This window comes from Alkalibacter saccharofermentans DSM 14828, assembly GCF_900128885.1.
GTDB classification, from domain to species: domain Bacteria; phylum Bacillota; class Clostridia; order Eubacteriales; family Alkalibacteraceae; genus Alkalibacter; species Alkalibacter saccharofermentans.
Window position 1 is genome coordinate 1 of sequence record NZ_FQTU01000006.1, and the last position, 22,698, is coordinate 22,698.

Below are 22,698 nucleotides of genomic sequence, written 5' to 3' on the forward strand. Positions count from 1 at the left end.
GCTCCCTTTGGTCGCGGGAAAAGCTCGTTTTACTCGCGAGAAAAGCGCAACGCGCGTATTGAAATCTTGCTTTTAGAGACAGTTTTTACGAGACGGAGTCTCATTTCCCGACTGCGCAGCAGTCATTTCCCGTGCGGCAGAGCCGGACGATAAACAGTCGCCTCAGCGACTAAACGACCGTTTCCCGTACGGCGCAGCCGTACAACAAAAACAGCCGCTTCAGCGGCTTAGACGGTGCCAAAGGCACCTAATACAGCATCTCGTACAGCTTCGCTGTCCGAGCTCGCGGGCTTATCAAGTTATCGGGCTTATCAAGTTATAAGATATGAGTAAAAGCAGACTCACCGAATACCGGCTCACTGAACCGTCATTTCCCTTAGGGCTGAGCCCTGCTTCCCACAGGAGCAAAGGGACTAATACGACTGCTTGACAACCGTTTCCCGTACGGCGCAGCCGTACAACAAAAACAGCCGCTTCAGCGGCTTAGACGGTGCCAAAGGCACCTAATACAGCATCTCGGACTCCTTTGGCGTCCGAGCTCGCGGGCTTCGCCCAATATAAACAGACTATCCATGAGCATTAATAGCAAGCTTTATGCTCTTGGATAGTCTGTTTATGCTGTTTCTCAGCTTAATACGAAAAATAGCCCTTTATATAAAGGGCTATGGGGAAATAGCTCCACAGACAACTGTTATAACTAACGATGAAGGGCTAACTTCACTTGTCTATGAATTATTAATATTTTAACACATAAAGTGAGCAATTGTCTATACAGTATGGGACATTAATTTAAACATTTAAGATGAAATATATTTCTATCAGAATATATAGTATGTTATATTGCCTTTAAATTGCTTATTATGACATACTAGTTTGTCTCCATAGAAAAAACGCATTTGATCGTCAACCTTAGCCTACGATTAAATGCGCATATAGTTAAATTTTTGTAACCCAATCAAATTTGTCTTCATCTTTCCCATACTGTATAGATGTTATAGCATCATAGAGCTTTTGTGACAGCGCTCCAATCCTGCTTTCATTTATGACCATGTCTTCTCCGTTCCATCCCAAAGTGCCTATCGGCGAGATGACTGCCGCTGTTCCCGTAGCAAAAGCCTCTTCTAGTTTGCCCTCTTCGTAAAGATCTTTGAGTTCCTGAATGGTCATCCTCTGCTCTATCACTTCATAGCCCCAGTCTTTCATCAGTCTAATGGCGGAATCTCTTGTTATGCCGGATAGTATGCTTCCTTCCAAAGGAGCTGTATATACTTTTCCTTCTATTTTGAAAAAAGCGTTGCTGGTTCCAACTTCTTCGATATACTTTCTCTCCTTGCCGTCAAGCCACAATACTTGAGAATATCCTTTTTCGTTAGCCTCTACTTGAGCTTTAAGGCTCGCTGCATAATTTCCTCCGGTTTTTGCAAATCCTATTCCTCCCGGCACCGCTCTTACGTATTTGTCTTCCACATAAATCTTGGTGGGGTTGAGCCCTTCTTTATAATAGGCCCCCACAGGGGAAAGTATGACCATGAACTTATATGTACCGGCTGGCCTTACCCCAAGATAAGGATCCGTTGCGATTACAAATGGCCTAACGTAGAGAGATGTTCCTGGCGCAGATGGTATCCAATCTTTGTCGACTTCTATTAGCGTCTTGATTGCTTCGAACATCATCTTCTCATCTATTTGAGGTATGCACACTCTATCGTTTGATATATTGAGTCTTTTAAGATTATCCCTTACCCTAAACAGTTGGATGCTTCCATCTACAGCTTTATATGCCTTGAGTCCTTCAAAAGTTTCCTGGGCATAATGGAAAACCATTGCAGATGGATCAAGCTCCAACGGTCCGTAAGGTGCCACTCTGGGATCATGCCATCCAATGCCCTTTGTATAATCCATGATAAACATGTGGTCTGTAAAGTAATTTCCAAACCCCAAGTTATTTTGATCAGGCTTAACCTTGGGGTTTGAATTTTTGACTATTTTTATATCCATATAACATCCCGCCTTTTGATTTATTCTTTCCATTATATACTATGAGATTTTCTGTTTCAAGGAAATATCTTTTGCTTTATCTTGTAATTTTCGATTATTGCATCCGCAGTCTTTATTCCATCAACCGCGGCGCTTATTATCCCACCGGCATATCCGGCACCTTCGCCTGTAGGATATAGATTTGAAATATTTATCGACTCTCTGCTTTGGTTGTTCCTGGTGACTCTCACCGGAGCTGAAGTCCTGGTCTCCACCCCTGTAAGCACGCTGTCCCAACGGGAGAACCCTTCTATCTTTTTATTAAAATCCGTCAAAGCATTCCTTATAGGGTCAGTTACGTATCCGGGCAGACATTCCTCTAAATCTGAAAAAGTAGTCCCTGGACGATACGTGGGCTCCACCTCTCCTAATGAAACACTTTTTTTCCTTTGCAGGAAATCGCCTACAGTCTGTATCGGAGCCTTGTAACAACCGCCCCCGACGACATAAGCCCTCTTTTCCCAATGCGCGGCAAATTCCAATGCTTTCTCAGGGGTGTTTCCATAATCATCAGGATTTATCGTCACTACTATGGCGCTGTTGGAGTTTTTCCCCTTTCGCTCGTGATAGCTCATCCCATTTACAACGATGCTTTCAACCTCGCTGGAAGCTCCTACGACTTCTCCTCCGGGGCACATGCAAAAGGAATACACGCCCCTACCGGAAATGTCTCTATAGGCCAGCTGGTAGGAAGCGGCTCCAAGGATAGGATTATTCCGGTACTTGCCGTACTGGGTTTTATCTATCATTTCCCGCAAATGCTCGATTCTAAGACCTATTGCGAAGCCTTTAGGTTCTACGAACATACCTTTATCTATAAACATCTTGTAAATATCCCCAGCACTGTGTCCTGTAGCAGCTATTATATCATTGCTTTGATACTTTTCCTCCTCGTTCACTTCCACTCCAATTGCCTTGCCATCCACTACGATAATATCTGTAACTTTGGAATTGAACATGATTTTTCCACCCAGTGACTCTATATGCTTCCTTATTCCAACGATTACTTTTCTCAGCTTGTCAGTACCTATATGGGGCTTATTTAAATACAATATCTCCTCAGGCGCTCCGAATTTAACGAAGCATCTTAATATTTCATCATTTATGGGGCTGTTTGTCCTAGTGGTTAACTTGCCATCGGAAAAGGTACCGGCTCCCCCTTCTCCAAATTGGACGTTGCTTTCTCCGTTAAGCAGTCCCTTTTCCCAAAACTCCTTTACATCTCCCACCCGATCCTCAAGTCTTTCTCCTCGTTCAAATACTCTTGGCTCTAATCCTGCTTGCGCAAGCTTCAATGCCGCAAAAATCCCGGCAGGTCCAAAGCCGATCACTATAGGAGGATTTTCCGGCTTTTTCATGGTATTGCAAGACCCGTTGTTTGCAATTTCTACAGCCCACTTTTCCAAAGTGTGTTTTGCCCTTTTGTCGATCTCTATCCTATTTGTCGCCTCAATGATAAAAGAATATACTATGTATATTCCCTCCTTGTCTTTTTTTCTGGCATCTATAGATTTGGATTTAATTTTCCACCCCTTGATCTGCTTCGGCTTTATCCTCAAGAGACTGGGCAAAAAATCTCCGAGATCTTTGGGATGTTCCTCAAGATTTATTTTTACGTTTTTAACGATGTAATTATAGGTCATTTTCATTCCTCTTCTACTATTAAATCGATGGAGCCTGGCTGTATGCTGACAAGAGCTACTTTCTCGATCGGCTCCATCTTAAGGTCTACTGTCCATTGACCCGGCTGATATCCCCTTAAATCTGCAAATATTCTCAAATTCCGACCCGCTAAATTTTCAAGAACGCTCTGGGCACCGGATACCACTACTGCTACCATCTCATCAAGATACTCATCCTTGACTACCAGTCCTTCTCCTAGATTATCTATATCTATTGACCCTACTTCAAATTCAGCTTCTACTATTCTTTCAACCACTATGTTCACAGTCACCTCAGATATGTCCGTTGAAGGCTCCACGCCTTGAGGAAAAATCAGTTCTGCTCTGATTTGTGCATCTGTATCCAGTCCGTCTATCTTTATGGGCTCTGTTTTAATTTCTGTAATTTCCAAATCCGAGTCGGAGCCAATCTCAATGTTCGCCGGGTCAACAGTTATTTCTTTGATTGAAAACCCTTCTGCAGGCTCACCTGTAGTCTGGACCACAATGTTCGCAGTTGAGTTTTTCCCTATTTTAATCAAAACACTGGCTTCTCTGGGACTTATATTGACCCCGGAAATTTCATTTCCGTCTGCATCAAATGCTTTAAGCTCTACTCGCTTTGTGGCTTCATCTGTCTCTCCTGTTATGTCAAGAGCTGCACCTACGGACCTTATCCTTCCCAGGAGCTCTTCTCCTCCTTCCACCAATGCATTTTGGGGATTTATAGAGTAATCCAAAAGGCTTATTCCTTCCGGCAGGCTGCCTACGAATTCGATGTCGATCTGCCTTGTCTGACTGGAGAGCCTGTCCACTTCAATTTCTACCTGAGCAGGACTGACGCTTATAAGATCTATATCCTCCGGGATTCCAACAATTTCAACTGCGAGAGAATAGCTGCCTTTATCTTCAATGTCCACAAAATCTACGCTAGCCCTGATATTCCTCCAAGGAAGGTTGTACAAGGCACTGGTTCTGCCATTAACAGTTATGTCAACAGAAAATTCAGTCTCGCTAATCAATAGCAAATCTCTTTCATTAAGTAGATTTTCGTTCTTTATTTCCACCGGAATGTTGTTGTATCTTTGGTTAAGCCTAGGGTCCTGATCTCCTATTACGTATATCCAAAGCACTATGGCTATTATAAGGGAGATAACTATTTTTACATTTGCCCTGCTACTCGTCTTGTTTTGTTTTTTCATCGTTTTGCGTCCCCCAGAATTTAATCTTGATGGTCTTTTCTTCCTTCGATATGAACTCTTCAATTAAAAATTCTTTAAGAGATTTTGCATCCAGATATCTGTAGAGCTTTCCTGTATTGGCATATGAAATGACACCGGATTCCTCTGAAACTATGAGAATGATCGCATCAGAATTTTCCGACATTCCCATTGCAGCCCTGTGCCTAGTCCCCAATGTTTTGCTTACGTTCTTGTTTTCCGTCAAGGGCAGGAGGCAAGACGCCGCCTTCAGCTTGTTTTCTGCGATTCTTATGACCACTGCCCCATCGTGAAGAGGTGTGTTCGGCGTAAATATATTCATTAGAATCTCACTGCTTATGGCCGCATCCAGCTTTGTTCCTGTAGATATTATATCTTCCAGGCCGGTATCTTTTTCAAGAACTATCAAAGCTCCCGTCTTCTCATCAGACATCATCTTTAAAGCTTCCACTATCTCGTCGATGGTCTTTTTCGTCTCAGTTACATTTTCCATCCACTTCGTCTTAAAGAAGCTTGTCCTTCCTATGTGTTCCAGCGCCCTTCTGAGTTCAGGCTGAAAAACAATTATAAGTGCTATAAAACCTACAGTCATCAAGTTTCTGAGCAAGAAATTTACCGTATGCAAACCAAACCACTCGCTCAATTGAGTAGAAAGAAGCAATATCACGACGCCCTTAGCTACTTGTTCTGCCTGAGTGTCGCTTATCCAGCCTATTATCTTATAGACTACAAATGCAACTATTAAAATGTCGATGACGTTAGCCGGCTTTATCAATACCGACAGATCCATCAGAAAATCCTGTATCTGGGTCAATTTGCTCCACATCCTTACTTGCTAATATATCTCGCATATTATACATCATGAAACTTGTCTAAAGTTTAATAAAAATATTTTGTTATGATTTTTTTACCTTTTGTTTACTTTTTAATCTATAACCGCGACTTGATGAGCCCACTTGATAGCCTCCACCCACATAACCATCTGCTATTTTATTGCCCCTTGACTCTAATATCGCCTGTTGACCTATTAAAGCTTCCCAGTGGCCTATGGCTATTTTATACCCTTTCTCTTTCAGCGAAACACAGATGTCCAACATTTGTTGATCTATCCCTACATTTTCGAGAATCTCAATTACCAGCACCTCGCTATTGAAAAAAATACGCTTCCGTTTTTCTCTGTAATTTGACTGAATTCAATGCGAAACAAACTATTGGCCCGCACTCTGGCAGTAGCCTGTCATCGTCTATGCTTGAATAAGTTTAAAATAGGTTTTCTCTCTACATGGATTTCCATATTACTCCTCCGCATCAGATGATCTTTCAGGAATTTTCCCCCTACTGATACTATAGCATATTTTCACTAATCTTTTACAGTTTCTTTACAGGTATATTCGATTCTTTTACATATATTTTATCAGCATAAGTTCACATTTATAAATACCAAAACCTCATGATGCCAAAATAATTTTGTGACCCTTTGTAAACAAAAACGCACCTTTAAGCCCGTTTGCCAAAACAGGCTTAAAGTGCGTTTTTTATTTAAGTGACCTAGGCAAGCTGAATTACAAGCTCGCCGGATTTTACCGACTGGCCTTTGGTTGCATAGATTTTTTCCACCACGCCGTCGGTATTGCTTACTATCTCCGTTTCCATCTTCATGGCTTCTATTATTAGAAGCGGCTGGTTCTCTTTTACTTCATCGCCTTCTTTTACAAGAACGTTGACTACCGTTCCAGGTATGCTTGAACCTACCTGGTAGGGATCGTTCTTGTCAACTTGCTTGTGAGAATCCCTCGTCTGAGCGATGAATGACTTTCTGTCTTCAATCTGGATCTCTCTTCTAAAACCATCCACCTCAAAAACAACCGTCCTCATTCCGTTTTCATCAGTCTTGCCCAGTTCGACAAGCTTTACAACGAAGCTCTTGCCTGAGGCCATTTCAATTTGCGATACTTCTCCAACCTTTAACGCATGGAAAAATACGTCGCTTTCCATCCTCATGTACTCGTCGTTCACGCACATATACTCTACATACTCTCTGAAGACTTTTGGATATAAAGCCGCTGCTAGCTGATCTTTTTTGTCTATCTCGATATTGAAGCTTTCCTTGTATTCTTTTTTGATTTCCTCAAAGTCGATATCAGAAAGTAGCGTGCCAGGCCTTACATCGATAGGAGTTTCACCCTTGAGGACGATTTTTTGCAATCTTTCGTTAAACCCGCCTTCAGGCTGTCCAATCATTCCTCTAAAGAAATCCACTACAGAATCCGGATAAGACATAGATTTTCCCTTTTCATAAATATTTCCCTTGTCCAATTCGTTTTGGACCATGAATATAGCCATATCCCCAACGACCTTGGAAGAAGGAGTAACTTTTACTATATCTCCGAAAAGCTCGTTTGCCTCTATGTATTTTTCCTTGACTTCCTTGAACTTATGCCCAAGGCCAAAGCTTTCAACCTGAGCTTTTATGTTGGAGTACTGGCCTCCCGGAATTTCGTACTTGTATATCTCCGTAGTACCTGATTTCAGCCCAGACTCGAACTCGTAATAAACATCCCTTACCGTCGTCCAGTAGTCGCTTATCTGCTGAAGATCATCCAGGCTCATTCCTGTATGGCGTTTTGTGTTCTCAACAGCCGCTACGATGGAGTTAAGGGCCGGATGGCTGGTAAGACCGCTCATTCCGTTTATCGCCGTGTCAACTATGTCAACGCCTGCCATGGAAGCCATGAGAAGCGTAGCTACGCCGTTGCCTGACGTATCATGAGTATGCAGATGAATCGGTATCTTTATCTCCTTCTTCAAAGTGCTCACAAGTTCATATGCGGCAGCGGGCTTTAATAGGGCAGCCATGTCTTTAATTCCAAGAATATGTGCCCCCATGGCCTCTGCTTCTTTCGCCTTTCGCACGTAATACTCAAGATCGTACTTCTTTCTGGACTTATCAAGTATATCTCCTGTATAGCAAATGCTCACTTCCGCTACTTTGCCCTGCTTGAGGACTTCGTCTACGGATACTTCCATAGCTTCAAGCCAGTTAAGGGAATCAAAAATCCTAAATACATCTATGCCGCTTTGGGCAGCTTCCTTAACAAATTCTCTGATCAAGTTGTCGGGATAATTCTTGTATCCGACGGCATTAGACCCTCTAAGAAGCATTTGGAAAAGCACGTTTGGAATTCTCTCCCTCAGCTCCGTCAGCCTCTTCCACGGTGATTCCTTCAGGAATCTGTAACTGACATCAAAGGTAGCTCCACCCCACATCTCCAGTGAGAAAAGGTCCTTTGCCAAATGGCTCGTAGCCTTGGCAATTTTTATCATGTCCCTGCTTCTTACCCTGGTGGCAAGAAGCGACTGATGTGCATCACGCATGGTTGTGTCGGTTATAAGAAGCTTCTCTTGCTTGTTGATCCACTCTACCAATCCTTCAGGCCCTTTTTCATCCAGTATCTGCTTAGTGCCGTAAAGTTTTTCGCTTGGATCATAACTTGGAATTATCGGTTTGTCGAAATCTCTTTTGTTGCCGAAAGTCTCGTTGACGATTTTTTCTCCGAGGAATTTAAGCAGCCTCACTTCGTCATGGGAAGAAGTGTTTTCAAGCTTGAAAAGCTCAGGATGAGTGTCAATAAACTTGGTATCGCACTTTCCCTCGATGAAATCCTGGTGCTCGAGGACGTTTATTATAAAGTCCATGTTCGTCTTGACTCCCTCGATTTCATGCTCTTTTACCGCCCTGACAGCCTTTCTTCTTGCATCTTCAAAATTTCTGCCATAGGTCGTAGTCTTAACAAGCAGGCTGTCGTAATACGGAGAAATTATCGCTCCCGTAAAACCGTTCCCCGCATCGAGCCTTACTCCGTTTCCGGAACCAGTTCTGTAAACTTCCAGCTTTCCCGTATCTGGCATGAAGTTGTTCTGAGGGTCCTCAGTTGTTATTCTGCACTGAATGGCAGATCCCCGCATGGTTATGCTGTTCTGATCCGGAATATTGACAGCCTCTGATATCAAAGAATGTCCTTGTGCTATCAATATCTGCATCTGCACGATATCGATTCCCGTCACCAGTTCCGTAACAGTATGCTCCACCTGAATTCTCGGGTTCATTTCAATGAAGTAATGTTCTCCGCTGTTGTCCACTAAGAACTCTACCGTTCCCGCATTTCTGTAATTGACTGATTTAGCCAGCTTTATTGCATCCTCGCAAATTTTTTGTCTTTGTTCGTCGGTAATATTTTGAGAGGGAGTGAATTCGATTATCTTTTGATGTCTTCTTTGTATGGAACAATCCCTTTCGAACAAATGGACTATGTCGCCATAGTTGTCTCCCAGAATTTGAACTTCTATATGTCTTGGATTTTCGATATACTTTTCAATGAATATCTCTCCACTGCCGAAAGCTTTGTAAGCTTCGCTTCTGGCAGAGTGAAATTCCCTCAGTAGATTCTTTTCATCTTTTACGATCCTCATACCGCGGCCTCCACCACCTGCAGCTGCCTTGAGCATGATGGGATAACCGGCGATTCTAGCGAATTCCACAGCCTCTTCGTCATTCTCTATAGGCTTCTCAACGCCGGGGATAGTGGGAACTCCCACTTTATTCGCCTGGATCTTAGACTGTATCTTGTCTCCTAGCTGTTTCATCATTATATGGTTTGGCCCGATAAATACTATGCCCTCGGACTCGCACTTTCTGGCAAATTCAGGGTTCTCAGACAGAAATCCGTAACCCGGGTGTATAGCATCTACGTTCTTCTTCTTTGCAAGGTTGATTATCTTATCCATATTAAGATAAGCATCTACCGGCCCCCTGTGATCTTCGATCAAATATGCTTCATCGGCTTTCCTTCTGAACAAAGACAGTTTATCTTCTTCAGCGTATATTGCAACGGTGGATATTCCAAGTTCCTGGCATGCACGTATTATTCTGATTGCTATTTCGCCTCTGTTGGCTATCAGCACTTTTTTAAACTTATTCATGATTCACCCTCCTTTAAGGTATTTTTATCATTCTAACAGAATTTATGTCTTAAAAAAAGTTCAATCTTAGATTTTACTTTTCCTCGTCATCTGCTTTCTCATCTGTCTCCATCTTTATTTCCTTGTCTTCTACCACCTCATCGTAATTAAACTTTTGATCTAGAGCATTGGTATACCTGTTGCTGTAATAGATCATATGCGAGAGTTTCTTGACAAATACAAATCCAAATATAAAGATTATTCCAGTGATCGGCAGGTAATTCATTTCATCACTCCGTCTATTATATCCTTTTGAAGATCTTTGCTTATATCCATAAGATTATTCAAGAACTTTTCTGTGTACTTTTTATACTCTTCAAGCCTTATCTTTTCAAGGTTCTTTTCAAGGACTTCTTTCTCCCTGTTTTCGTCAAATATCTTCATATCGTTTTCGATCTTATAGGTGGCTATAGATCTTGCAACCACCATTCTTTCCAAAAAAAGATCCAAAATCTTGTCGTCGATTATATCTATTTTATTTCTCAATTCTTCGATGCTATACATTTTCTCCTCCTACACTAGCAATAATTCCAAAAGCGCTATGGACATGCAGCTTTCAATGACCGGAAGTGCTCTAGGAACTATGCACGGATCGTGCCTTCCCGTAACCGCAAGCTTTGCGTTTTGCTTATTTTTTATATCGATGGTATTCTGCTCTGTCGAAATAGAGGCAGTGGGCTTTATGGCCGTGGAAAAAACTACCGGCAGGCCGTTGGTGATTCCTCCAAGGATTCCACCGTTGTTGTTGCTTCTGGCTTTGATGCGGTTGTCTTCATCATAATAAAAGCTGTCATTGGCCTTTGATCCCTTCATTTTAGAGATCTCAAATCCTTTGCCGAACTCAAGCCCCTTTGTTGCAGGAACAGAAAACACGAGATGGGCAATCTTGCTTTCTAAAGATTCGAAAAAGGGCATTCCGTGCCCTGCCGGCACGTTAAATGCCATGCATTCAATTATTCCTCCCACCGAATCCAAGCAGTTCTTGGCGTTTTCTATCGCCTCTTCCATCTTCCTGCCCTTATCTGCATCCAATACCGGTATCTTCTTGTTGGATAGGACTCCTGAAAGATCATCTGCGTCAGCATTGATATGATCCAGCTCTCTATCCTCTACATCCGAAATCCTCTTGATCCTCGACAAGATTCTTATGTCGTAATTGTCGTAGAGCATCTGCTTTGCAACTGCTCCGTAGAATACCAACGGAGCAGTAATTCTTCCGGAAAAGTGCCCGCCTCCCCTGTAGTCGTTAAAACCCTTATATCTTATGCTTCCTGTGTGGTCCGCGTGTCCCGGACGCATTATATCCTTAAGCTTGGAATAGTCTTTGGATCTGTTGTCCTGATTCCTTATTATAAACGCCAAAGGAGTTCCGGTGGTATAGCCGTTGAAAAATCCGCTTAGTATTTCAAAGGAATCGTCTTCCTTTCGTTTTGTACTATATGGATCCGCTCCCGGCTTTCTTCTGTCCATTTCTTTTTTGATAAAGTCAATGTCCAACTCTATCCCTGGTGGCAATCCGTCTATAACGCCCCCTATGGCTGCTCCGTGAGATTCACCAAACAGGGAAAACTTGACTTTATTCCCCCAGTTCGAGCTCATTTATTACCCCTCCCAAGCTGACGAAATCCTCCCAGAATTTCGGATAAGATTTGTTGACGCTTTGCGCATTTCTGATGACTACTTTTTCTTCGCATTTTATCGAAGCTACAGCAGCAGCCATCGCTATCCTGTGATCATTGAAACTGTCCACCTCTCCGCCCTTGAGCTTGCCTCTTCCCTTTATGACAAGACCATCTGTATATTGGGCTATATCCGCTCCTAAAGTAGAAAGCACCTGGGTTATCGCGTCCAACCTGTCCGATTCCTTGATCCTGAGTCTCTTGGCGTTTACAACCTCTGTCATCCCGCTGCTTAAAGCTGCCAGCACGCTTACAATGGGAACCAAGTCGGGGCATTGGGAAGCATCCACTGTAGTGCCGTTTGTGTCGCTTCTAGATGTCTTATAGCCCAGGATCAGCTTCTCGATGTTACCGCCCATTTTTTTTATTATGTCTACTATTACCTTGTCACCCTGCAAAGAGCTGAACTTCAAATCGTTGCTATAAATCTCTCCCCCGAGGATTCCAGCCGTAAGCCAAAATGCGGCTTGAGAAAAATCTCCCTCAACGCTGTAGTCGGCGCTTGTATATTCCTGGGAACCCTTGATGATAAATTCCCTGTAATCCTTGTTTATTATATCGATCCCAAATCGGTTTAGCATCTCTATTGTCATGTCCACATACGGCTTGGACTCAAGTTCAGTAGTTATCACAAGCTTGGAATCTCCCTTTAAAAGCGGAAGGGCAAATAGCAGTCCTGTAATGAACTGAGAGCTCACATCCCCATCCATGCTGTACTCTCCAGAACTTAGAGATCCTTTGATCGTAAGCGGCAGTTCCCCGTACTTATTGGTGTAGTAAACCTTCTTTTGGTCGAAAATGTCGTAATATGCATCTAGAGGCCTGCTTATGAGTCTTCCTCTTCCAGTCACCGTTACTGTTTCATCCAGTAACGCCAGCAAAGGGATTATGAACCTGATCGTAGATCCGGATTCGCCGCAGTCTATTTTGTCGTTTTTCAGTTTCATCCTGCCCGCACCTTGAATCCTCAAATTATAGATCTCTTTTTTTTCATCCACTGCCTTGTATTTAATCTTTGCACCCAAAGATTCCATAGCTTCGCACGTAGCTTTAATATCCTCTGACAACAAAACATTTTTAATGTTGCTTATCCCCCCGCTCAGAGCTGCACAGAAAATGCTTCTATGGCTCATGCTCTTCGAAGGTGGTATGTTTACGGTACCTCTTAAGGTAGATGGTGTTATTTCAACAATCTTCATATGGTATTCTCCTTTATATGATAAACTCGATAAGCTGGTTTCTATCCATTTTTACCAACACGGCTTCTCCTATTTCCTTTAACAGAACTAGGGTTATTTTGTCTCCACTGAACTTTTTATCCCTGAAGAGTATCTCCTCGACCTTGTCCTGCTCAAGATACGGCATAGTATAAGGCAGGTCGTTTTTCTCCAAGATGCTTTTTATCTTGTCGGCAGTGCCTTTTTTTGTTATGCCTTTCTTCTCACTTTTAACGGTGATATGATACATGCCGATGGCAACAGCTTCTCCATGGGAGAATTTTTGGTAGTTGAAGTACGCCTCCAAGACATGTCCAATGGTATGTCCAAAATTAAGTATCTTTCTCAGACCACCTTCACGCTCGTCTTCTTCCGTTACTTCTTTTTTGATAGCACAGCATCTATGTATTATTTCAGCAAGACCATTTTTTATCTCATTTCCCCGATCGTAATACAGCCGGTTGAAAAGATCCTTGTCGTAAATACATCCGTATTTGATCACCTCTGCCATGCCCTCGCTGAAGTTCCTCTTTGGGAGCGTCTTGATTACATTTGGGTCTACGATGACCGCTTGCGGCTGATAGAAGCTTCCTACGAGGTTCTTTCCCTTGCTGAGATTTACTCCCACTTTACCGCCTACGCTGCTGTCCACTTGAGCCAACAGCGTTGTAGGCACTTGAATGAAATCTATGCCTCTTAAATATGTAGATGCGCAAAATCCGGCCAAATCCCCTACGACGCCTCCTCCCAAAGCCACCACCAAGTCAGATCGGGTCATATTGTACTCGGAAAAGTGATGGTATATCTCTTCTGCCTTAGCTAAGCTCTTGCTATGTTCACCCGGGGCAATGACCAGTTCATGTACTTTGCATCCTGCCTGGGATATCTGCTTGCTTATATGTTTCAAATACAGGGGAGCTACATTGGCATCGGTAATTATCACTGCTTTTTCGTACCTGAAAAATGTATCATTATATCTCTCCAGCTCCTCTAAAACTCCATTTTCCACATCAATCGTATAGCGATAATCCCTGTGCAGTTCGACTTTAATACCTTCCATACACGACTCCTCCTGACAAATGTTTTAATAAATATTATATCACATGTATAAGCTTAAGGTAAAATCTCAAGCTCGCATTTTTATCTTTCTTCTCTAAAATATGCTCGACCTATCGATGAAGGCGCCTTGTTTTCCTTGCTTTTCTTCATGGACATGAGCACAAGAACCAGTATCGTCGCAACGTATGGCAGCATGTTTATTATATAGATCGGAACTGGCAAGGCAAACTTCTGAAGCCTAAATCCAATTATATCAAGACCTCCGAAAAAGTAAGCCCCTGCAACCGCGCGGTAAGGGTTCCACACAGCAAATATGACCAACGCCACGGCGATCCAGCCCTTTCCTGCAGTGATGTTTTCCTGCCATACAGGTATGTAGGCCAGGGATAAAAATGCTCCGCCGATTCCCGACATGGCTCCTCCCAAAGTGATGTAGAAATACTTGTATCTGCTAACCCCTATGCCGCTGGCATCAGCTGCCGCTGGATTCTCCCCTACCATTTTAAGGTTAAGCCCGTATTTTGTCTTATATAACAAAATGCCCAAAATAAGAACGCTTAGATAAGACAAGTACACCAATGGGCTCTGCTTGAAGAAGATCTCTCCCAATACCGGTATCTCACTTAAAATCGGAAATGAAACTTTTGCAAATACACTGGTCACGCTTTCCGGCAATTTGTAACCGACATAGCTGCTCCCTACAAAGCTGGCATATCCTGTGCCAAATATAGTAAGAGTCAGTCCGGTTACCTCTTGATTTCCCTTTAATGTGACAGTTATGAATGCGTACACCAAGGCTCCCACCATGCCTGCAAGAGCAGCTCCCATCAATGCTAAAAACGGATTGGCCGTCCCATATCCTACGGCAAACCCCGTCACCGCTCCCATCAGCATCATGCCTTCGAGCCCTAGATTCAAATTGCCTACCTTTTGACTGAATATCTCACCTACAGTGGCAAATAAAAGCGGGGTTCCTGCCTGAACAACGGCACTTAAAAAAGATATCACATTCATTTCAAATCTCCTCCCGCCTTTTTAACCCAAACAACTTTATATCTTAGAAAAAACTCGCTTGCCAAAACAAAGAACAAAATCAGCGCCTGCAGTATCTCTGCTGCAGATGCTGGTATTTGATACGCAGTCTGTATGAACGACCCCCCCTGACGGAGCATGGCAAAGAGAAATGACACTACCCCCACCATGATAGGATTTAGTCCCGACAGCCATGCCGTTATTATAGCCGTAAAGCCAACCCCTCCGGTTAGATCTACTGATAAGGTTCCGCTTATTCCGGATGCCTGTATCATGCCAACAAGCCCAGATACGGCACCGCTCAAAAACATGGTTTTCAAGATGACCCTCTTTATATCTATGCCCGCATACCTAGCCGTATCTTCACTCTCGCCGATTACCGCAATTTCGTATCCGGTTTTCGTATGGTTAAGGTACATATGAATCAAATATATGAGTATCAAAGCGACTATCCAGCCCACATGTATGTCAAAGATTTTAGGCAGCAGAGCGCTTTGTTCAAAGCTTGCTATCTTGGGAAATCCCATGGCACTAGGATCCTTCCACAGGCTATATTGGAGGTAGGTTACCCACCTCAACGCTATATAGTTGAGCATCAGCGTAAACAATGTTTCATTCGTCCCAAATTTAGCCTTGAACCATGCAGGGACAATCAACCAGACGCCTCCCATGGCCATCGCCGCCCCAGCCATCAATGTCAATAAAACAGGCTTAGGAAGGTGGGAAAAATTTAGCGCCAGATATGCCGCTGCAAATCCTCCCATGAATATTTGGCCTTCGGCCCCAATATTCCAAAATCGCATTTTAAATGCTATCATTACTCCCAGAGAAGTTATCAGCAGCGGAATAGCTATATTTACTGTTTCTCTAAATCTAAAAAACGACCCCAAGCCTCCTTGTACCATGGATACATATATCCTTAAAGGATTCTCTCCTAAAACCACCAAAAACAGTCCTCCGAACACCAAGGCTCCGAAAACAGCGCCAAGCCTCACCAAGGCGATCTGATTCTTGTTCAATTCGCTTCTTTTTGCTATCCTCATCAGATCACCTCCTCTTTATGAGCGCCGGACATCATCAAGCCTATTTTTTCCCTGTCTGCTTCTTTTGCATCCACTATCCCGGTGATTTCTCCGTTGCACATTACCAAAATCCTGTCGCAAAGCTCTAATAGCACATCTAGGTCCTCTCCTACGTACAATACCGCCGTATCCTTCATTTTCTGTTTATTTAGAAGATCATATATCAAATAGGAAGAGCCTATATCAAGCCCTCTCGTCGGATATGCAGTGATGATCACGTGTGGATTGGATTCTATCTCACGTCCCAATAAAACCTTTTGGATATTTCCCCCTGACAACAGTCGTACAGGGTGCGCATCTGTGCTCGGGGTGGATATATTGAGCTTCTCCACTATCTTTTGTGCCTTTTCTTTGGAAGGCTTCCTGGTAATAATGAGACCTTCCTGTTTTTGATATTCTTTAAGAAGGATGTTGTCCACTATGTTCATGGATGCCACCAAACCCATGCCCAACCGGTCTTCAGGAACAAAGCTCATGCTTATGCCCATTCTTATTATTTCTCTGGGGTTCTTCCCAAGAAGACTTTCCCCTTCGTATATGATATCTCCATTAGTTACAGGGTAAAGTCCTGCAAGTGTTTCGCAAAGTTCTTTCTGTCCGCTTCCGGCGATTCCTGCGACACCCAATATCTCCCCTGTGAACATACTGAAATTCAAATTTTTCAAAGCCTCCGTCTTGTCGCTTTTCAGCGCTGTCAAGTTCACTACCTTCAAAACTTCTCTTTGAGTTCCTCTAGGGGGTCTCTCTATTGATAAATCCACAGCTTTGCCTACCATCATTTTTGTCAATTCCATGGTATTCGTCTTATCCTTGTCAACAGTCCCTATATTCCGTCCTTTTCGAAGAACTGTTATGACATCGCTGATCTCCATGACTTCATTAAGCTTATGTGTTATTATAACCACAGCGCAGCCCAGCTTTGTCATGTTTCTGATAATATCAAACAGCTTTTCCGTCTCTTGGGGAGTAAGCACAGCTGTAGGTTCATCCAAAATCAAAACATCCGCTCCTCTGTAGAGCACCTTGAGTATTTCAACTCTTTGTTTCTCCGCTACTGACATGTCGTATATTTTTTTATCCGGATCTATCTCCAGTCCGTATTTTACGGATATGTCCCTTATTTTTTTGCTAAGCTCTGCACCTTTTACAAAAAAGCTCTTTTCGTAGCCCGCAATTATATTTTCCTTTGCTGTCATTACTTCAACCAGCTTAAAATGCTGATGTATCATTCCTACCCCTAGATTTATAGCATCTTTGGGGGAGTTTAACGAAACATCCTTGTCTTTGATGGATATTTTCCCTTCATCGGGAGTATAGATTCCAGCCAATATGTTCATCAGAGAGCTTTTCCCCGCTCCGTTTTCTCCTAAAAGAGAGTGGACTTCTCCTCTTCTCAAGGTCAGACCCACGCCGTCAAGAGCCTTGACCTTGCCAAACGTTTTTGATATTTCTTTCATCCCTACCAATATCTCGCTCATTTATACCACCTTTGTTAAACAAAGGGACAAGTTTGACCTTGCCCCTTTGTGATTTCTTAGTCTTTAATTTCCTGCCGGTATGTTACCCACAACACCTTGCACAAACCAGTCAAATCCAAGCATCTCACCGTCAGTCATCGAATCGCCTTCTTTTACGACCTCTTCTCCCGCTTGATTGTAAACAGGTCCGTCAAAAACGTCAAATTCACCTGATTTTATTTTTGCTTCCATTTCAGCCACTATTTCTGCAGCTTCCTGTGGCGCAAGCTCCGTCAATTCGTCCAACAAAATGACTCCCTCGTCCATGCCGCCCCAGTATGGAGCATTGGTCCAAGTTCCGTCTATGACCTGCTGAACAGCAGTCAAGTAATACTCTCCCCAGTTCCAAAGTGGCGCTGTCATGTATGCTTGAGGAACAGCATCTTTAGAACTTACATTGTAACCAATTGAAAAAGCCCCTGCCTCTTCAGCTGCTACCATCGTAGCGGTAGAATCCTGGTGCTGAGCCGTTACATCGCAGCCTTCATCAAGAAGAGCTTCCGCAGCAGCCTTTTCGCTTGCCGGATCATACCATGTATTCGTCCATCTTACATGTACTTCAACGTCGGGATTTACAGACTTGGCTCCCAAAGTAAATGCGTTGATGCCCCTGATTACTTCAGGAATTGGAAATGCCGCGACATATGCGATTTTATTGCTTTCAGTCTTCATGCCAGCGACTATACCCGAAAGGTATCTAGCCTGGTACATTCTTCCAAAGTAGTTCGTTGCATTTTCTGCAGTTTGATAGCCACTGCAATGGGCAAACTTAACCTCCGGGAATTCTGCTGCCGCTTCTATTAATCCGTCCATATGTCCAGAGCTGGTTGCAAATATAATATTTGCTCCCTGGTCCACCATTTCTCTGATGACCCTTACTACTTCGCCCCTATCTTCAGGAACATTTTCCCTGTAGATGCTTCTGACTCTGTCCCCTAGCTGCTCTTCCATATAAAGTCTTCCGTTGTCGTGAGCCGTAGTATACCCGCCATCGTTGGTGGGGCCTACATAAATAAAGCCTGCTACGACCTGCTCTTCATCGCCGCCACCTGAACCGCCTTCTGAAGAACATCCAAGGACCAGTGATGAAACCATGATCAAAACCAAAAAGAGAATACTAAACTTTTTCATTTCTTTCCCCCTAACATTTTTTTGCCCGATAAATACAAAAACCGTCCATCTGCTTTTAATGTGGAAAATTATCTGGACGTACATTTTTTAATTTTCAGGCATTAATTTTCGTCATTTATATTATATGAGTTTTTTTGTGCAATATCAATCATTTTCAACCTATCAAAAGCCTCTTTTCCCTTGGATTTATATTCAGATTTTATCAGCCTAGCCAGATTGACGCTTTCTTCAAAAAGCCTCATTAAAGGCTTAATATATTTTTTTTCATCTTCTGCCAAGCCTCTTTCAGCTTTTTCTAAGAGAATCTTAATATCCTCCAGTACCTCATTGGGTATTTTTTCATTTCGGATGATAGTGTCCTTAATGTTTTGAACTGACTCATTTGTAGCTTCCATAGATTTCTCAAAATAAAAATCCAGGTTATCCTTAGCATAAAATATTCCCTTTACCAACGCTCCCACAGAAAGGTTAAAAGGATAGGGAACGCTGTCGCACATTCTCAACTCTATGTATTTCTTAACTCGAACATCCGGAAAGAACATCGAAAGCGCATGCTCCACTTCCCTTTGGTCCATTTCCTTATCCCGATAAACCTCTTTCATAGGTTTGTCCTTAGTATATATCATCTCCCCATCCAAAAGGCTTATGACAAGAGGTCTCTCAAGGAGATATACTGCATAATCCTCATACCCGAAGCGTTCGTCCAATGACCCGGGCATGATCCTGCTTCGATCGGTATCAACATGATTCCAAATGTGGACTCTTGCCAAGTTGCCTCTCCATAAATCCCCTTCAAATATTGGAGAATTGTCAAAGAGGACCGAAAAAAGAACAGTAAGGTAGTTGGCGACCCTGAATTTTTTGATGAAATCATCTTCGTCAAAATAATCTATGGTAGCTTGTATGGACGCGGTTCCCTTCATCATATTTATTCCGCATATGTCTTTTTTCGAAAGATAATCGGACATATAGCCATACCGCTCCTTAGGTATGTAGTCAATTTCTTCTATCCTGCTTACCGGGTGGTATCCAATGGCTAGCATCTTCCGGTCTCTTTTTTCAAGGATGGGCAAAATGTCTTTAATGAAGTCAGAATAGCTCGTCTCGATATCTACCAAATTGGCAGCCTTATCGGTGCTAAGCTCAAACTGGCCTCCCGGCTCCAAAGTTATGGTATCCTTGCCTTTTTTTGCAGACAGAACTCTGCCATTTTCCCCTGCAGTCTCCCATCCTGAATTTTCAAGATCCTTTAATATTTCTTCGATTCCGTCCTTCTCGTAATAAGAGATGCTTCTCAAGGAATCTTTTTCGGTAATTATATGTTCGAATTCCAAGCCCAGGTACTTTTCATCCGTGAATTTTTCACCACTTTTCAGGTATCTTTTTAATGCCGCTTTGTTTTTGTCATAATAATTCATGTCCTGCCTCCCTTCTGATACAATAATACCACAATTTTTTATCATTAAGCAGAGATGCTTTTGCAGCAATAGATATTTTTTATTATTTTTTTGCAAATAGTACATAGTTGCCGACAATTCATCAATGACATTTGGTTTTCACTCTTCATCAGCTTAATAAATACCATCTATTGAACAGAATAGTTTATTTTAAATTTATAAAAAGCAAGCTCGAGTGCTTGCTTTTTATAAATCATTAAATTGTTATAACACCGAATGTAGACAATACTGAGCTTAACAGAACTGCTACTATGAATACAGGAGCCACGTATTTTATCATGAATGTGTAGAACCTCCTGCTTTTCATATCCGATTCAAGCTGCATCTCATTTAAGATAACATCCGCTTTCAACCTATATCCAATGAAAAGGCACATCAGAAGAGCTCCGATAGGCATGAGTACTGCATTTGTGACAAAATCAAAAAAATCTAAAATAGGCAAGTCCAGCAACGTAAAGCCGCTCCATATCCCGTTTCCAAGAGAAGAAGGTATGCCCATTACTATTACGAACAGGGTAGTGAGAAGTACGGACTTGTTTCTGGATATTTCATATTTATCACAAATCGTGGAAACAACTACCTCCATTAAAGATATGCCGCTGGTAATGGCAGCGAACAAAACCATCAAGAAAAAAGTGCTGCCTATCAATGAACTGAACGCCATGCTCTCAAAGACCTTTGGAAGCGTAATGAACATCAGCCCCGGTCCAGCGCTTAGAGCCTCTTCGCTTCCCCCGGAAAATGCAAATACCGCGGGGACTATCATAAATCCTGCGAGGATCGCAACACCCGAGTCGAAGATCTCGATCTGCTTTACCGATTTTTTTATGTCATCGCCTTTATTCAAATAGGATCCGTAAGTAATCATTATTCCCATGGCCAGCGATAGGGAATAAAACATCTGCCCCAAGGCAGCAAGAACTCCTTCCACTGAAAATCGTGAAAAATCAGGAATCATGTAATATTTTAGCCCTTCCACCGCACCCGGCAGGGTCATGGCATACACTCCGATTCCCAAAGACAAAATTATAAGTACAGGCATCAAAATCCTGTTGGCTTTTTCTATCCCGTCCTTTATGCCCTTAAGAACTACAGCCGCCGCTATAAACACAAAAGCCGCCTGCCAAAGAACCGGTTCCAGGGGACTTGTGATAAAGTCGATGAAAAAACCATCCTGTGAAGCTATCATGTATCCACCCGTCAAGAATACCACAAGATATTTTATTATCCAGCCTCCTATTACGCTGTAATAAGGAACTATGAGGGCAGCTACCAAAACAGCTATGACTCCTAAAAATTTATACTTTTTATCCAAGCTTTCATACGCCCCTATAGGACTTAACCTGGTCTTCCTTCCGATAGCTATTTCAGATGTCATGATAGCATAACCGAAAGTCGTTATAAAGAAAATATATATAAGTACAAAAAGCCCTCCTCCGTATTTTGCCGCCAAATACGGAAACCTCCATATGTTTCCAAGCCCTACGGCAGATCCTGCAGCTGCCAGGATGAATCCGATTTTGCTTGAAAATTCACTTCTTTGATCCATTGTTTCTTCTCCTTTCATAAATCGCCAAAAAACATTATAACATTGATCCCATTCCTGTCAAACATGCTTTTTTCTTAGGTGAAGCTGATTGTGCGCTTTTTGCTGCATTTTACAGAAAAACCATGCCGGCATTGTATTTAAAGCTTTAATACTGTATAATTATTAATTAATCAAACACAGGGCAGGGTGATGTTATGGCTGTTTATAAAACTGGTGAAAAGTCCAGAAATAAGATAATCGAGACTTGCAAAGAACTGTTTTATCTTAACGGTTACAAAAATACGACCTACAAAGACATATGTGAAAAGGCAGATAGCAATCCTGGCCTTATAAATTACTATTTTAAGACCAAGAAAAAAATTTCTGAGATCATTTATGGAAACTTTTACGTAGATATAAAGACAGCAGTGGAAAACTACATGATAAAAAATTACGGGGAATACGACCTTCAGGTAGGCACATGTCTTGAGATACTCATATTTACCGACTTGGCTGAAAACGATGAAAACATGAATCGCTTTTACTACGAGATGTGTCTTGAGGGTGTTGAATACGATATGAAGGTATTTAAGTATTTTTTCAGGCTGCACGTAGACAAGTATAAACTGCCCATTACCGAAGACCAGATTCGACTGATTTGGGTAGCCAATATATCAATAGGAATAGGCATCGCAAAAAAACATATCGAAGGTTACCTTCAAATCCCAAAGGAAGAGCTTTTTGATTTCAGGATAAGGACCATGTATAATTCAATGGGAATAGGCAACGAGAAAATAGATGATATACTAAAGCGCACATACGAGATCTATAAAGACATGAAGGTCACTTTAAAAGATTATTTTGTAATAAGCTTGGACAGGAAATAGTCGCAAGTAAAAGAGTAGAGTCCGGTTTCCATGCCATTCAAGTTATAAGATTTAAGTTTAAAGTGGAAAGCAGGAAGTTGGTCAGTTGGAAAGTTGGTCAGTTGGAAAGTTGGTTAGTTGGTCAGTTGGAAAGTAGAAAGCGACCAATACGATTGCTTGACAACCGTTTCCC

Annotated in this window: 18 protein-coding genes; 1 reads left to right on the plus strand and 17 read right to left on the minus strand. The window is 42.4% G+C overall.

Annotated elements, in window-relative coordinates:
- Window positions 1-936 precede the first annotated feature (936 nt).
- The 17 genes from BUB93_RS05235 to BUB93_RS05315 all read right to left on the minus strand — a co-directional run bounded on the left by BUB93_RS05235 (window position 937) and on the right by BUB93_RS05315 (window position 21,660).
- Window positions 937-1,998 (minus strand): branched-chain amino acid aminotransferase, encoded by a 1,062-nt coding sequence (locus BUB93_RS05235; RefSeq protein WP_073270038.1) that lies wholly within the window; start codon window positions 1,996-1,998, stop codon window positions 937-939.
- A gap of 56 nt (window positions 1,999-2,054) precedes the next feature.
- A complete protein-coding gene (locus BUB93_RS05240) occupies window positions 2,055-3,680 on the minus strand; it encodes an NAD(P)/FAD-dependent oxidoreductase (RefSeq protein WP_073270039.1) in 1,626 nt (541 codons plus the stop codon).
- A 2-nt stretch (window positions 3,681-3,682) separates the two neighbouring features.
- On the minus strand, window positions 3,683-4,900 hold the full coding sequence (locus BUB93_RS05245; RefSeq protein WP_073270040.1) for a CdaR family protein: 1,218 nt from the start codon (window positions 4,898-4,900) through the stop codon (window positions 3,683-3,685).
- The gene (gene cdaA / locus BUB93_RS05250; RefSeq protein WP_242945381.1) at window positions 4,875-5,732 is read right to left on the minus strand and encodes a diadenylate cyclase CdaA; all 858 of its coding nucleotides are present in this window, start codon (window positions 5,730-5,732) and stop codon (window positions 4,875-4,877) included. The genes BUB93_RS05245 and cdaA overlap by 26 nt, the downstream gene beginning before the upstream one ends.
- An 82-nt stretch (window positions 5,733-5,814) precedes the next feature.
- Window positions 5,815-6,015 (minus strand): hypothetical protein, encoded by a 201-nt coding sequence (locus tag BUB93_RS05255; protein WP_143159065.1) that lies wholly within the window; start codon window positions 6,013-6,015, stop codon window positions 5,815-5,817.
- Between the two features lie 451 nt (window positions 6,016-6,466).
- Complete coding sequence (locus BUB93_RS05260; RefSeq protein ID WP_073270042.1) at window positions 6,467-9,898, minus strand: pyruvate carboxylase; 3,432 nt, start codon at window positions 9,896-9,898, stop codon at window positions 6,467-6,469.
- 73 nt (window positions 9,899-9,971) lie between these two features.
- A complete protein-coding gene (locus tag BUB93_RS05265) occupies window positions 9,972-10,163 on the minus strand; it encodes a hypothetical protein (RefSeq protein WP_073270043.1) in 192 nt (63 codons plus the stop codon).
- Complete coding sequence (locus BUB93_RS05270) at window positions 10,160-10,441, minus strand: chorismate mutase (protein WP_073270044.1); 282 nt, start codon at window positions 10,439-10,441, stop codon at window positions 10,160-10,162. Before BUB93_RS05270 ends, BUB93_RS05265 begins: the two co-directional genes overlap by 4 nt.
- Window positions 10,442-10,450: 9 nt before the next feature.
- Entirely contained in the window at window positions 10,451-11,536 is a 1,086-nt protein-coding gene (gene aroC / locus BUB93_RS05275) for a chorismate synthase (RefSeq protein ID WP_073270045.1), read from the minus strand.
- Window positions 11,514-12,815 (minus strand): 3-phosphoshikimate 1-carboxyvinyltransferase, encoded by a 1,302-nt coding sequence (gene aroA, locus BUB93_RS05280; protein WP_073270046.1) that lies wholly within the window; start codon window positions 12,813-12,815, stop codon window positions 11,514-11,516. Before aroA ends, aroC begins: the two co-directional genes overlap by 23 nt.
- 13 nt (window positions 12,816-12,828) lie before the next feature.
- Complete coding sequence (aroB, locus tag BUB93_RS05285; RefSeq protein WP_073270047.1) at window positions 12,829-13,893, minus strand: 3-dehydroquinate synthase; 1,065 nt, start codon at window positions 13,891-13,893, stop codon at window positions 12,829-12,831.
- 80 nt (window positions 13,894-13,973) lie between these two features.
- Window positions 13,974-14,906 (minus strand): ABC transporter permease, encoded by a 933-nt coding sequence (locus tag BUB93_RS05290; RefSeq protein WP_073270048.1) that lies wholly within the window; start codon window positions 14,904-14,906, stop codon window positions 13,974-13,976.
- Window positions 14,903-15,967, minus strand: coding sequence for an ABC transporter permease (locus tag BUB93_RS05295; RefSeq protein ID WP_073270049.1), 1,065 nt, complete (start codon window positions 15,965-15,967; stop codon window positions 14,903-14,905). The genes BUB93_RS05290 and BUB93_RS05295 overlap by 4 nt, the downstream gene beginning before the upstream one ends.
- Window positions 15,967-17,484, minus strand: a complete 1,518-nt coding sequence (locus BUB93_RS05300; protein WP_073270050.1) for an ABC transporter ATP-binding protein — start codon at window positions 17,482-17,484, stop codon at window positions 15,967-15,969. Before BUB93_RS05300 ends, BUB93_RS05295 begins: the two co-directional genes overlap by 1 nt.
- Before the next feature lie 63 nt (window positions 17,485-17,547).
- Window positions 17,548-18,654: a BMP family ABC transporter substrate-binding protein gene (locus BUB93_RS05305; protein ID WP_073270051.1), complete on the minus strand. Its 1,107-nt coding sequence runs from the start codon at window positions 18,652-18,654 to the stop codon at window positions 17,548-17,550.
- A 101-nt stretch (window positions 18,655-18,755) separates the two neighbouring features.
- On the minus strand, window positions 18,756-20,072 hold the full coding sequence (locus BUB93_RS05310; RefSeq protein WP_073270052.1) for a glutamate-cysteine ligase family protein: 1,317 nt from the start codon (window positions 20,070-20,072) through the stop codon (window positions 18,756-18,758).
- Window positions 20,073-20,307: 235 nt separating this feature from the next.
- Window positions 20,308-21,660, minus strand: coding sequence for a sodium-dependent transporter (locus BUB93_RS05315; RefSeq protein WP_073270053.1), 1,353 nt, complete (start codon window positions 21,658-21,660; stop codon window positions 20,308-20,310).
- Between the two features lie 194 nt (window positions 21,661-21,854).
- Here BUB93_RS05315 and BUB93_RS05320 point away from each other — a divergent pair, with 194 nt between their 5' ends.
- Window positions 21,855-22,526: a TetR/AcrR family transcriptional regulator gene (locus tag BUB93_RS05320; RefSeq protein ID WP_073270054.1), complete on the plus strand. Its 672-nt coding sequence runs from the start codon at window positions 21,855-21,857 to the stop codon at window positions 22,524-22,526.
- The last annotated feature ends 172 nt before the right edge of the window (window positions 22,527-22,698 follow it).